The sequence below is a fragment of the Dryocola sp. LX212 genome (assembly GCA_041504365.1).
GTDB lineage: Bacteria > Pseudomonadota > Gammaproteobacteria > Enterobacterales > Enterobacteriaceae > Dryocola.
The window spans coordinates 2,021,748-2,034,312 of sequence record CP167917.1; the positions used below are offsets into that span (position 1 = coordinate 2,021,748).

Annotated in this window: 15 protein-coding genes and 1 other annotated feature; of the genes, 14 read left to right on the top strand and 1 reads right to left on the bottom strand. The window is 54.1% G+C overall.

Translation table 11 applies throughout. The annotated features are described in order from the left end of the window. The 8 genes from infC (at position 1) to btuC (ending at position 6,317) form a co-directional block, all read left to right on the top strand. Complete coding sequence (gene infC, locus ACA108_09720; GenBank protein XEX98067.1) at positions 1-543, top strand: translation initiation factor IF-3; 543 nt, start codon at positions 1-3, stop codon at positions 541-543. Between the two features lie 94 nt (positions 544-637). Further along, a complete protein-coding gene (gene rpmI, locus ACA108_09725) occupies positions 638-835 on the top strand; it encodes a 50S ribosomal protein L35 (protein ID XEX97746.1) in 198 nt (65 codons plus the stop codon). Positions 836-877: 42 nt separating this feature from the next. After that, entirely contained in the window at positions 878-1,234 is a 357-nt protein-coding gene (gene rplT, locus ACA108_09730; protein ID XEX97747.1) for a 50S ribosomal protein L20, read from the top strand. A gap of 117 nt (positions 1,235-1,351) precedes the next feature. Continuing rightward, positions 1,352-1,475: a sequence feature (Phe leader region), on the top strand. Next, a complete protein-coding gene (gene pheM / locus ACA108_09735; protein XEX98068.1) occupies positions 1,357-1,401 on the top strand; it encodes a pheST operon leader peptide PheM in 45 nt (14 codons plus the stop codon). It overlaps the preceding feature by 45 nt. A gap of 59 nt (positions 1,476-1,534) precedes the next feature. Next, the gene (gene pheS, locus ACA108_09740) at positions 1,535-2,518 is read left to right on the top strand and encodes a phenylalanine--tRNA ligase subunit alpha (GenBank protein XEX97748.1); all 984 of its coding nucleotides are present in this window, start codon (positions 1,535-1,537) and stop codon (positions 2,516-2,518) included. Positions 2,519-2,532: 14 nt separating this feature from the next. Then, on the top strand, positions 2,533-4,920 hold the full coding sequence (gene pheT / locus ACA108_09745) for a phenylalanine--tRNA ligase subunit beta (protein ID XEX97749.1): 2,388 nt from the start codon (positions 2,533-2,535) through the stop codon (positions 4,918-4,920). Positions 4,921-4,924: 4 nt separating this feature from the next. Further along, a complete protein-coding gene (gene ihfA / locus ACA108_09750) occupies positions 4,925-5,224 on the top strand; it encodes an integration host factor subunit alpha (GenBank protein XEX97750.1) in 300 nt (99 codons plus the stop codon). Positions 5,225-5,336: 112 nt separating this feature from the next. Continuing rightward, positions 5,337-6,317: a vitamin B12 ABC transporter permease BtuC gene (gene btuC, locus ACA108_09755; GenBank protein ID XEX97751.1), complete on the top strand. Its 981-nt coding sequence runs from the start codon at positions 5,337-5,339 to the stop codon at positions 6,315-6,317. Positions 6,318-6,446: 129 nt separating this feature from the next. On the opposite strand, the gene ACA108_09760 is transcribed toward btuC, so the two are convergent. Then, the gene (locus ACA108_09760) at positions 6,447-7,139 is read right to left on the bottom strand and encodes a B3/4 domain-containing protein (GenBank protein ID XEX97752.1); all 693 of its coding nucleotides are present in this window, start codon (positions 7,137-7,139) and stop codon (positions 6,447-6,449) included. A 173-nt stretch (positions 7,140-7,312) separates the two neighbouring features. Between ACA108_09760 and ACA108_09765 the strand changes: the two genes are divergently transcribed. The 6 genes from ACA108_09765 to selO all read left to right on the top strand — a co-directional run bounded on the left by ACA108_09765 (position 7,313) and on the right by selO (position 12,558). Beyond that, a complete protein-coding gene (locus ACA108_09765; protein XEX97753.1) occupies positions 7,313-7,861 on the top strand; it encodes a glutathione peroxidase in 549 nt (182 codons plus the stop codon). 3 nt (positions 7,862-7,864) lie between these two features. Continuing rightward, on the top strand, positions 7,865-8,620 hold the full coding sequence (gene btuD / locus ACA108_09770; GenBank protein ID XEX97754.1) for a vitamin B12 ABC transporter ATP-binding protein BtuD: 756 nt from the start codon (positions 7,865-7,867) through the stop codon (positions 8,618-8,620). 69 nt (positions 8,621-8,689) lie between these two features. Further along, positions 8,690-9,151: an NlpC/P60 family protein gene (locus ACA108_09775; protein XEX97755.1), complete on the top strand. Its 462-nt coding sequence runs from the start codon at positions 8,690-8,692 to the stop codon at positions 9,149-9,151. Positions 9,152-9,186: 35 nt separating this feature from the next. Beyond that, positions 9,187-10,161 (top strand): LacI family DNA-binding transcriptional regulator, encoded by a 975-nt coding sequence (locus ACA108_09780; GenBank protein ID XEX97756.1) that lies wholly within the window; start codon positions 9,187-9,189, stop codon positions 10,159-10,161. A 106-nt stretch (positions 10,162-10,267) separates the two neighbouring features. After that, the gene (locus ACA108_09785) at positions 10,268-11,047 is read left to right on the top strand and encodes an EAL domain-containing protein (protein ID XEX97757.1); all 780 of its coding nucleotides are present in this window, start codon (positions 10,268-10,270) and stop codon (positions 11,045-11,047) included. A gap of 65 nt (positions 11,048-11,112) precedes the next feature. Beyond that, positions 11,113-12,558: a protein adenylyltransferase SelO gene (gene selO / locus ACA108_09790; protein XEX97758.1), complete on the top strand. Its 1,446-nt coding sequence runs from the start codon at positions 11,113-11,115 to the stop codon at positions 12,556-12,558. The last annotated feature ends 7 nt before the right edge of the window (positions 12,559-12,565 follow it).

The window sequence follows — 12,565 nt, forward strand, 5'->3', positions numbered from 1 at the left end:
ATTAAAGGCGGAAAAAGAGTTCAACCGGCGCGTCCTAATCGCATAAACAAAGAAATTCGTGCCACAGAAGTTCGTCTGACAGGCTTAGACGGCGAACCTATTGGTATTGTCAGTCTGAATGAAGCTTTGGAAAAAGCCGAAGAGGCTGGGGTTGATTTAGTCGAAATCAGTCCCAATGCCGAACCGCCTGTGTGCCGCATCATGGATTACGGCAAGTTCCTCTACGAAAAAAGCAAATCTTCTAAGGAACAGAAGAAAAAGCAAAAAGTTATTCAGGTTAAGGAAATTAAATTCCGACCTGGCACTGACGATGGCGACTACCAGGTAAAACTCCGCAGCCTGGTTCGCTTTCTGGAAGAGGGTGATAAAGCTAAGATCACGCTGCGTTTCCGCGGTCGTGAGATGGCTCACCAACAGATCGGTATGGAAGTGCTTAACCGCGTCCGTGACGATCTGAGTGAACTGGCAGTGGTCGAATCCTTCCCATCGAAGATCGAAGGCCGCCAGATGATCATGGTGCTCGCTCCTAAGAAGAAACAGTAAGGCACACAAGTAACAGTTCCGGTGAGGCTCGCCTCGCCGGATTTGTTCGCCTTCTGGTTCGTTTAATTAACAATGCGAAGTGGAAAGTAATCAAATGCCAAAGATTAAAACAGTACGCGGCGCCGCTAAGCGCTTCAAAAAGACCGCCGGTGGTGGTTTTAAGCGTAAGCACGCTAACCTGCGTCACATTCTGACTAAAAAGTCTACTAAGCGTAAACGTCATCTGCGTCCAAAAGGCATGGTCTCCAAAGGAGATCTGGGTCTGGTCGTCGCATGTCTGCCGTACGCATAAGCAACTTTTAATTTTTTCAGAATATAGAACAGGAGAGCTAATATGGCTCGCGTAAAACGTGGTGTAATCGCACGTGCTCGTCACAAAAAAATCCTCAAACAAGCTAAAGGCTACTACGGTGCGCGTTCTCGCGTATACCGCGTTGCCTTCCAGGCTGTTATCAAAGCTGGTCAGTATGCTTACCGTGACCGTCGTCAACGTAAGCGTCAGTTCCGCCAGCTGTGGATTGCACGTATCAACGCTGCAGCTCGTCAGAACGGTATCTCTTACAGCAAATTCATCAACGGCCTGAAAAAAGCCTCTGTTGAAATTGACCGTAAGATCCTGGCTGACATCGCGGTATTCGACAAAGTGGCATTCTCTGCCCTGGTCGAAAAAGCGAAAGCAGCTCTGGCGTAAGCCAGTTATCAGAGGGAGCTTGTCTCCCTCTTTTAATTTCTAACCAAATCAATATATTGACATTTCAGGTGTGAGGTCTTTCAATACACCCAACGAAATCGTTAATTAAGGTAACTGCAAGCATGAATGCTGCTATTTTCCGCTTCTTTTTTTACTTTAGCGCCTGACTCAGGGGGCTTTGCGCGTAAGAGAAGAAACGAAAAACAGCGCTGAAAGCCTCCTTTGTGGAGGCTTTTTTTTTGCATGTCGAATTCACTGAGACAAACTACTCCGGTAAGTTACCGGCACAAGAGGAATACCATGCCACATCTCGCAGAGCTGGTTGCCAGTGCAACGGCCGCCATAAACGAGGCCCAGGATGTTGCCGCGTTAGACACCGTACGCGTCGAATATTTAGGGAAGAAAGGGCACCTGACCCTTCAGATGACCACCCTGCGTGAGCTGCCGGCAGAAGAGCGTCCGGCGGCAGGGGCTGTTATCAACGAAGCCAAAGAGCAGGTGCAGGAAGCGTTAAACGCCCGTAAAGCGGCACTTGAAAGTGCTGCGCTGAATGCCCGTCTGGCTCAGGAGACCATCGATGTCTCACTGCCGGGCCGCCGCATTGAGAATGGCGGCTTGCATCCTGTTACCCGTACTATCGACAGAATCGAGACGTTCTTTGGCGAGCTTGGCTTTACTGTGGCTACCGGTCCTGAGATCGAAGATGACTACCATAACTTTGACGCGCTGAATATCCCGGGCCACCACCCGGCACGTGCGGACCATGATACCTTCTGGTTCGACGCTAAGCGCCTGCTGCGCACGCAGACCTCAGGCGTGCAGATCCGTACTATGAAAGACAAACAGCCGCCGATCCGCATTATCGCACCGGGCCGCGTCTACCGTAACGATTATGACCAGACCCACACCCCGATGTTCCACCAGATGGAAGGGCTGATCGTTGATACAAACATCAGCTTTACCAATCTGAAGGGTACGCTGCACGACTTCCTGAATAATTTCTTTGAGGACGACTTGCAGATCCGCTTCCGTCCTTCGTATTTCCCGTTCACTGAACCGTCTGCGGAAGTCGACGTGATGGGTAAAAACGGCAAATGGCTTGAAGTGTTAGGCTGCGGCATGGTGCATCCGAACGTTCTGCGTAACGTGGGTATCGATCCAGAAGTTTACTCCGGCTTCGCCTTTGGGATGGGGATGGAGCGTCTGACCATGCTGCGCTATGGCGTGACAGACCTGCGAGCCTTCTTCGAAAATGACTTACGTTTCCTCAAACAGTTTAAATAAGGGCGGGATAGCCAATGAAATTCAGTGAACTCTGGTTACGCGAATGGGTAAACCCAGCCAATAGCAGCGAAGCGCTTTCCGATCAAATCACCATGGCAGGCCTGGAAGTTGACGGCGTTGACGCCGTTGCTGGCGCGTTCCACGGCGTGGTAGTGGGTGAAGTCGTTGAATGTGGTCAGCATCCTAACGCTGACAAACTGCGCGTCACAAAAGTAAATGTAGGTGGTGACCGTCTGCTGGACATCGTCTGTGGTGCGCCAAACTGCCGTCAGGGCCTGAAGGTTGCGGTTGCAACCGTCGGCGCTGTGCTGCCGGGTGATTTTAAAATCAAAGCGGCCAAGCTTCGAGGCGAACCGTCTGAAGGCATGCTGTGCTCTTTCTCAGAGCTGGGTATTTCCGACGACCATAACGGCATTATTGAGTTGCCTGCAGATGCGAAAGTCGGCACCGACATCCGCGAATTCCTGAAGCTTGATGACAACACCATTGAAATTAGCGTTACGCCAAACCGTGCGGATTGCCTGGGGATCATCGGCGTTGCGCGTGATGTTGCCGTGCTGAACAAGCTGCCGCTGGTAGAGCCGGAGATGGCTCCGGTGGCAGCGACAATCAGCGATACAATCGCGATTAAAGTCGATGCACCTGAAGCGTGCCCGCGCTATCTGGGCCGCGTAGTTAAAGGCATCAACGTTAAGGCACCTACACCGCTGTGGATGAAAGAAAAGCTGCGCCGCTGCGGTATTCGCTCCATAGACGCAGTGGTTGACGTGACCAACTATGTTCTGCTGGAGCTTGGTCAGCCGATGCACGCTTTTGACATGGATCGCATCGACGGCGGTATCATGGTTCGTATGGCAGAAGAGGGCGAAACCCTGACCCTGCTCGACGGCAACGAAGCAAAACTAAAAGCGGATACGCTGGTTATTGCCGACCATAACAAAGCGCTGGCCATGGGCGGCATCTTCGGCGGCGAGCATTCCGGCGTGAATGATGAAACCCAGAACGTCCTGCTGGAATGCGCGTTCTTTAGCCCGCTGTCCATCACAGGCCGCGCGCGTCGCCACGGTCTGCACACCGATGCCTCTCACCGCTATGAACGCGGCGTAGATTCTGCACTGCAATATAAAGCGATGGAGCGTGCAACCCGTCTGCTGATCGATCTGTGCGGCGGCGAAGCAGGCCCGGTTATCGACGTAACCAGCGAAACGCATCTACCAAAAGCCGCCACTATTACGCTGCGCCGCAGCAAACTGGATCGCCTGATTGGCCATCACATCGATGACGCGCAGGTAAGCGACATTCTGCGCCGTCTGGGCTGCGAAGTGGCCGAAGGCCAGGATCAATGGACCGCCGTGGCGCCGAGCTGGCGTTTCGACATGCAGATCGAAGAAGATCTGGTTGAAGAAGTAGCCCGCGTCTATGGTTATAACAATATCCCGGACGAGCCGGTGCAGGCTGGTCTAATCATGGGCAGCCACCGTGAAGCGGATCTCTCTCTTAAGCGTGTGAAAACCATGCTGGTGGACAAAGGCTATCAGGAAGTGATCACCTATAGCTTCGTGGATCCAAAAATTCAGCAGCTGGTGCACCCGGGTGAGGAGAACCTGATTCTGCCAAGCCCAATCTCCAGCGAGATGTCGGCGATGCGTCTTTCTTTGCTGACCGGCCTGCTGAATACCGTGGTTTATAATCAGAACCGCCAGCAGAGCCGCGCGCGTATCTTCGAATCGGGCCTGCGCTTTGTTCCTGATACGCAGGCAGACCTTGGTATCCGCCAGGATCTTATGCTGGCAGGGGCTCTCTGCGGCAACCGCTTTGAAGAACACTGGGATCTGGCGCGCAATACCGTCGACTTCTATGATTTGAAGGGCGATCTTGAGTCTATTCTTGATCTGACGGGTAAGCTTTCTGATATCGAATTCAGGGTGGCGAGCAACCCGGCCCTGCATCCAGGCCAAAGCGCTGCCATTTATTTATCGGGCGAATACGTTGGTTTCATTGGCGTTGTCCATCCGGAGCTGGAACGTAAGCTTTCTCTGAACGGCCGTACGCTGGTCTTTGAACTGCTGTGGAACAAGGTCGCAGACCGCGTGGTGCCTGATGCGCAGGATATTTCTCGCTTCCCGGCTAACCGCCGCGATATCGCAGTGGTGGTCGCTGAAAACGTTCCCGCAGCAGATGTTTTGGTCGAGTGTAAGAAAGTTGGCGCAAATCAGGTAGTTGGCGTAAACTTATTTGATGTGTACCGTGGCAAGGGCGTAGCCGAAGGTTATAAGAGCCTGGCCATTAGCCTTATCCTTCAGGATACCGGCCGTACACTTGAAGAAGAGGAGATTGCCACTACCGTTGCAAAATGCGTAGAGGCATTAAAAGAGCGATTCCAGGCATCATTGAGGGATTGAACGTATGGCGCTTACAAAAGCTGAAATGTCAGAATATCTGTTTGATAAGCTTGGGCTTAGCAAACGAGACGCTAAAGAGCTGGTAGAGCTGTTTTTTGAAGAGATCCGTCGCGCTCTGGAAAACGGTGAGCAGGTTAAACTATCAGGTTTTGGCAATTTTGACTTACGCGATAAAAACCAACGTCCCGGGCGTAACCCGAAGACCGGTGAAGACATTCCTATCACGGCCCGCCGTGTAGTGACGTTCCGACCTGGTCAGAAGTTGAAGAGTCGGGTTGAAAACGCGTCGCCAAAAGACGAGTAACCTGAGTTAACCAAAAAGGCCGCTGATGCGGCCTTTTTCTTTGCTTGTTCTTTCCAACATCCACCTCGTAAAATCAACGGCCTGACCGCCACTGAATGGATCTACCAGCCTGATGCTCACTTTTGTCACCCACCAACGACGCCTTGAACGCTTCTGGCTTATTACTTTGCTGGTGACGCTGATCGCCATGAGCGTGCTGAGCCTGTGCGCGGGGGACCAGTGGTTCGCACCGCAGCGCTGGCTCAACGATGACGCGCAAATCTTTCTCTGGCAGATACGTTTACCGCGTACCCTCGCCGTACTGCTGGTAGGGGCGGCGCTGTCGATTTCAGGCACTATTATGCAGGCGCTGTTTGAAAATCCACTGGCGGAACCGGGCCTGCTGGGCGTGTCTAACGGCGCTGGCGTGGCGCTGATTGCCGGTGTGCTTCTGGGTCATGGCATGCTGCCGACGTGGGTTCTGGGCCTGTGCGCCATCGCTGGCGCTTTGCTGATTACGCTCATTCTGCTGCGTTTTTCTCGTCGTCATCTGTCTACCAGCCGTTTGCTGTTGGCGGGCGTGGCGCTGGGGATTATCTGCAGCGCGCTGATGACATGGGCCGTTTACTTCAGCAGCAGTCTGGACCTGCGGCAACTGATGTACTGGATGATGGGTGGCTTTGGCGGCGTGGACTGGAGCCAGTGGTGGATGATGGTCACGCTGCTGCCGGTTATGGCCTGGCTGTGCCGCAGCTACGCGCCGTTAAATCTGATGGCCCTGGGGGAGACGTCGGCCCGTCAGCTCGGTCTGTCCGTCTCGATGTGGCGTAATATTCTGGTGATTGCAACCGGCTGGCTGGTGGGGGTAAGCGTGGCGCTTGCTGGCGCTATTGGTTTTATTGGCCTGGTGATCCCGCATATGCTGCGCCTTAATGGGCTGACCGATCACCGGGTTCTGTTGCCCGCCAGCGCCCTGGCTGGGGCTACGGCGTTGCTGGGGGCTGATGTTATTGCCCGTCTGGCCCTGACGTCCGCCGAGCTTCCGATTGGCGTGGTGACGGCTACGCTCGGGGCTCCCGTGTTCATTGGTTTATTGCTAAAATCCAGCCGTTAACCTGCCTATATCTATCTCAAAGATGCATGAAATGTTGTGCGGCGGAATAAAATATTTATAGAGTGATTGGGTTTGATGGAATAAAGACGTGATGGGTTGGCGGGCCGCCCGAGCAGGCGGCCTGAGCGTTTACCCTTCGGTGCTGAGATACTGCGTTGTGATAATTGCCCCTGGCATCATGCTGTGCAGACCGGCAATAAATTCTTCCCCCGCCTGCTGCAGGGCTTCCAGTGGCATAGTGGGCAGGCTTTCAAGAATAAACCACATATGCCGCGCCTTAGAGTCCAGGCGGGTTCTGATGCCCTGGCGCCAGTTCCAGCGGCGGCAGGTTACGCCTTTATCATCCCGCCAGATAACTTCACCGGCATCCGGGGACTCAACGGTAGGCTCGCCTTCCTTCATGATATCAAACGCTTCGTTGCCTTCCGCAAAGGTGAGGCGAGGGTTGCCGACGTAGGCCTCACTATTTTCACCGCCAACGGGCAGGGCGTAACGAATGCTGATGGCGTTATAAAGGTCGACCACGGGATCTATAGCGGGCAGGTCGCCGTCTTTCAGGACGCGTTTACGCAGCGCATCGGCAGAGTTTGGCGTGCGCTTCGGCTTAGCGCCAAATGCTTTGAACACCTCATGCCAGGCATCCAGATGGGCTGTCGCCCAGGGAACATCATTTTCAACTACGTCTTTGCACGCCTGCTTTAAAGCGGCCTCTGCCACTTCCGGGTGAAGAAGCGGAGCGGCTTCAACGAGGATGCTCAGCGCCCTGAAGCCCGGCGCAATACGGCTAAGGGAGGGATCGATGGAAGGTGAAAAGGTGCTCATGGACTTTTCCTGTCGTTGATGATTGAAGTTATTCACTATTTTAGCCCCGGCGCGGGTAAAAAAACCAAAAAACCTTTGCTGCTATAGCTATTATTAAAGGCCGGATGGTAGCTTAGCAGGCTACCGGTCTGTTACCGGGTTCACCTCACCGCGCGAAACATTAAGGGGATGCTATGCAGGATATTCTGAACACCGAGATCAAAACCATTGATGGCGAAACGACGACGCTTGAGCGCTGGAAGGGAAACGTGCTGCTGCTGGTCAACGTCGCCTCGAAGTGCGGCCTGACTGCGCAGTACGAACAGCTGGAAAATATTCATAAAGCCTGGGCAGACAGAGGGTTCACCGTGCTCGGTTTCCCGTGCAACCAGTTTCTTGGTCAGGAGCCCGGCAGCGAAGAAGAGATTAAAACCTTCTGCAGCACGACCTACGGCGTAACATTCCCTATGTTCAGCAAGCTGGAAGTAAACGGTGAAAACCGCCACCCGCTGTATCAGAAGCTGATCGAAGCAGCACCGACAGCTGTCGCACCTGAAGAGAGCGGTTTTTACGAACGCCTCAGCAGCAAAGGCCGTGCGCCGCTCTATCCGGACGATATTCTTTGGAACTTTGAAAAGTTTCTGGTCGGTCGCGACGGACAGGTCGTGCAGCGTTTCTCGCCGGATATGACGCCGGAAGATCCTATCGTCATGGAAGCCATCAAAATGGCGCTAGCGAAGTAAACTATGCCGCTTTTGCAGCTAACGGATGTCGGGGTCGCCGGAAGGCTTGGCCCCATTACTGCCTCGGTAAAGCCCGGCGAGCTGGTTCACCTTGTCGGGCCTAACGGCGCGGGCAAAAGCACCCTTATTACTCGTTTAGCGGGGCTGTCTTCAGGGGAAGGGGAGATTGTGTTCAAGGAGCAGCCTCTTGCCGAGTGGTCTCCTTTAGAGCTTTCCCGCAGCCGCGCGTATCTCACGCAACAGCAGCTCCCTCCCTTTGCCATGCCAGTCTGGCACTACCTGCAGCTTCATCAGGCGGCAAAGCAGGCTGAAAGCGTCATGCTGCGGCTGGTGGAAGCCTTCTGGCTTACGGACAAGCTCAACCGCCAGGTGAATCAGCTTTCCGGAGGAGAGTGGCAAAGGGTGCGCCTGGCGGCAGTGATCCTCCAAATTCATCCAGACGTTAATTTGCAGGGAAGCCTGCTGCTGCTGGATGAGCCGATGAACAGCCTGGACGTGGCGCAGCAGGCGGCGCTTGACCGTCAGCTAATGGCGCTATGCGAGTCAGGCATCGCGGTCATAATGAGCAGCCACGATTTAAACCATTCGCTGCGCCATGCTCATACTGCCTGGCTGTTAAGGGCTGGTAAAATGGTTGCACAAGGCGCACGAGACGACGTTCTTACTCCGCAACATTTAGCAAAAGCCTACAACATGCATTTCAGACGGTTACAAATTGAGGGGCATAGTATGCTGATTACGCCGCTTTCTGGGGGCTAAAACTTGCATCAATTCATCGGTAAGCGCTAAATTACAGACAATTATAAACGCTTAGGATTAGCCTGAAAAATGCGCGTATGGCTTATAGCAGTGGCATGTCTGATACTCGCAGGGTGTAGTCATCACGCTCCGCCGCCGAATGGGCGACTTTCAGACTCAATAACGGTAATAGCAAAGCTCAACGACCAGCTAAGCGGCTGGCGAGGCACGCCATACCGATACGGCGGTATGACCCGTCATGGCGTCGACTGTTCCGGATTTGTGTTAACCACGTTCCGTGACCAGTTTGATTTGCAGCTTCCGCGTGAAACCAGCGCACAAGCCGAAATAGGCACGGAAATCGATAAAAGTGATTTGCTGCCCGGCGACCTGGTGTTCTTCAAAACCGGTGCTGGAGATAGCGGGCTACACGTTGGCATCTACGACACCGACAATCAGTTTATCCACGCCTCCACCAGCCGGGGCGTAATGCGCTCTTCGCTGGATAACGTCTACTGGCGGAAAAAGTTCTGGCAGGCCCGCCGCATCTGATTCGGCGAGTCGCAAATTTGGTGTAAAGGGGCCTGATGGTTACTCTGGAAGATGTTGCCGCACTCGCCGGGGTATCCCGCGCGACCGTTTCGCGGGTGGTGAATGGTGACACTAATGTCAGGACTCAGACGCGCCTCATCGTCGAAGCGGCTATTGCTGAACTCGGCTATTCCCCTAATCCTGCCGCCCGCGCGCTGGCTTCCAGCCAGAGTAATACGCTCGGGCTGGTCACCACCAATTATCGCGGCGGCTTCTTCGGCGCGCTGATGGATACCGTGCAGAGCGAAACTGAGCTTCACGGCATGCAGCTGCTGGTGACACAGGGGCGTAGTTCTGCCGAAAATGAGCTGGGAGCTATTCAGCGGTTATATAATCTGCGCTGCGATGGGCTGGTTCTGCATATTCGCGCCCTTGAAGATGAGGCTTTGCTGAGGCTTGCGGAGCAGGGGCGCAAATTTGTGGTTCTGGATCGCGAAGTGGCAGGCCTTGAGGATCGCTGTGTGGTCTTCGATCACCGCAGCGCAAGCGAACTGGCCACCCAAGTCTTTATTAACGGCGGGCATACCAGAATTGCCTGTCTGCACGGCCCCACCAGCCGAGCCTCCAGCCTGCTGCGCAGGCAGGGCTTTCTGGACGCTATGCATAAGGCCGGTCTGGAGCCTGTTGCGACGCTTGAGGGGGATTACGACATGCCGAGCGGGCATCAGCAGACAACCCTTCTGCTTCAGGAAGCCAGGCCCACGGCGATCTATTGTTGTAATGAAGAGATGGCCCTGGGCGCGATGCTGGCGATTAACGAACGCGGGCTGCGCATCCCACAGGATATCTCGTTAATCTGCTACGACAGCGGGGAGCGTGCCCCGTTTGTCCGCCCGGCATTAACCAGCGTCCATTTCCCGATTAGCGAAATGGCACGCTACGCGACGTGGAAATTATTGAATGAACACTGCGAGAAAGAAAGTTTCCTGCCGCAGATTGTTCACCGTGATTCAGTGCGGGGCAATCAGTAAAACTAGCCTTAAAGAGGTATCCAGGATAAGCTGAATATAATCTTAAAGGAATAATCTTAAGTATTTCAGGGAAGCAAGTGAACTTAATCCATGTAAAATCAATCCAGTGGATACTGGATGTTCATCGCGCGACGGTGTCGTCCGCCTTTTTAGAATCATGGCTGGCAACATGAACGTCACTCTCGATATTGTTTATCACTCTCAGTTTTATTTCCTGCCGCTGCGAACGCCGGAAGGGCGGCTCTTTGGCGTGGAGCTAATCACTAACTTTGTCGGCGTTGACGCCCCCGTCCGTATTCCAACGGAACTCATTTCCCCTTATATTACTCCTGAACAAGAACTAAAATTGTTTCGCGAAAAATTATCATTACTCGTGAATCATCAAGATTTCTTTAAGGCTCAGCAACTCGTTACCTGGCTAAATATAAGCGAAGAAATCGTTAATGCTATTCCGGACACGCCGGAACTCATTACCCTTATCGACCAGCTGCCTTTTCTGGCGTTTACTATTACCGAATCTTTTAATGATTTAAATCTCGGTGCCGACAATTTAAAATTACGCACGTTCTCCCGGCGGTTCCCTCTGGTGCTGGCTAACTTTGGCGCGGGGGTTATTACGACTAAACCAATACTCGATGGCCTGTTTACCGCCGTAATGCTGGACAGGGCATTTATTCAGAAACAGCTACATGCACGCTCTTTCGCGCCGTTTATGCTGGCCATACTTTCTCAGCTGACGCCTTTCTGTCGCGATATGATAATTGCGGGTATTGACGATGAAGCCGCACTTAGCAAAGCTGCTCCCCTGGGGTTCAGGGCCATGCAGGGCGGGTTCTGGCCTGCCGTGCCGGTGGATTCGCTTAGCGAACTGATACTGCGACCTTAAAGACCCTGTTGTCAGACCGTGTTTTATTCCGGGCGTAACCACTACACTATCAGTCAGGAGGATCCATGACTGATAACCCCGTATTTAAAAACAGCTGGCACGACGAGCTCGCCAGCTTTTACAGCGAATTAAGCCCTACGCCGCTGCGCAACCCGCGTTTGCTTTATCATAACCGCCAGCTCGCCAGCGAGCTTGCCCTGGGAAATGAGCTGTTTGACGCGGCGCATATCGGCGTCTGGAGCGGTGAGATGCTGCTTCCCGGCATGCAGCCCGTAGCCCAGGTCTATAGCGGGCACCAGTTTGGCGTCTGGGCGGGCCAGCTGGGGGACGGGCGAGGGATCCTTTTGGGTGAACAACGGCTCTCCGACGGCCGCAAATTCGATTGGCATCTGAAAGGCGCTGGGCTCACGCCATATTCCCGTATGGGCGACGGCAGGGCAGTTTTACGCTCAACGATTCGTGAGTTTTTGGCCAGCGAGGCGATGCATACGCTGGGGATCCCAACAACCCGTGCGCTGACCATCGTCACCAGCGAAACGCCGGTAAGACGTGAAACAACCGAACAGGGCGCTATGCTGATGCGTATAGCAGAAAGCCACGTGCGCTTCGGTCATTTTGAGCATTTCTACTACCGGCGCGAGCCGCAAAAAGTCCAGCAGCTGGCGGATTACGTCATTGCCCACCACTGGCCTCAGCTGGCGGAACAGCCAGAACGTTATGCGCTTTGGTTCCGTGATGTCGTCGAGCGCACGGCGAGCACGATAGCCCAGTGGCAGACCGTTGGTTTTGCGCATGGCGTGATGAACACCGACAATATGTCGATTCTTGGGCTGACCATGGACTACGGTCCGTACGGCTTCCTCGACGACTACCAGCCTGATTTTATTTGCAACCACTCGGATCATCAGGGCCGCTATGCCTTTGATAATCAGCCTGCCGTGGGGCTGTGGAATCTGCAGCGTCTGGCGCAGTCGCTTTCGCCGTTTATTGATGTGGACGTGCTGAACGATACGCTGGATCACTATCAGTTTGCGCTGATGCGCACGTTTGGGGCTAAGATGCGTGCGAAGCTGGGCTTCCTCACCGAGGAGAAGGCTGACAACGATTTGCTCACCGAACTGTTTGCCCTGATGAGCACAGAGCGCAGCGATTACACGCGAACGTTTCGTATGCTGAGCCAAACTGAACAAAACGACGCCGCCTCGCCGCTACGGGATGAGTTTATCGACAGGGTAGCGTTTGACAGCTGGTTTACGCGCTATCGCGAAAGGTTGCAGATTGAGCAGGTGAGCGATGCGCAAAGACAGGCGGTGATGACCTCAGCGAACCCGTCAGTGGTGCTGAGAAACTGGCTGGCGCAGCGGGCAATCAGCGCCGCTGAAGCAGGGGACATCAGCGCAGTGGTCCGTCTGCATGAGGCGCTGAGCCAGCCGTTTGCCGACCATGAAGAGGATTTAACCCAGCGCCCGCCGGACTGGGGTAAACATCTGGAAGTTAGCTGTTCAAGCTAGCCTCCAG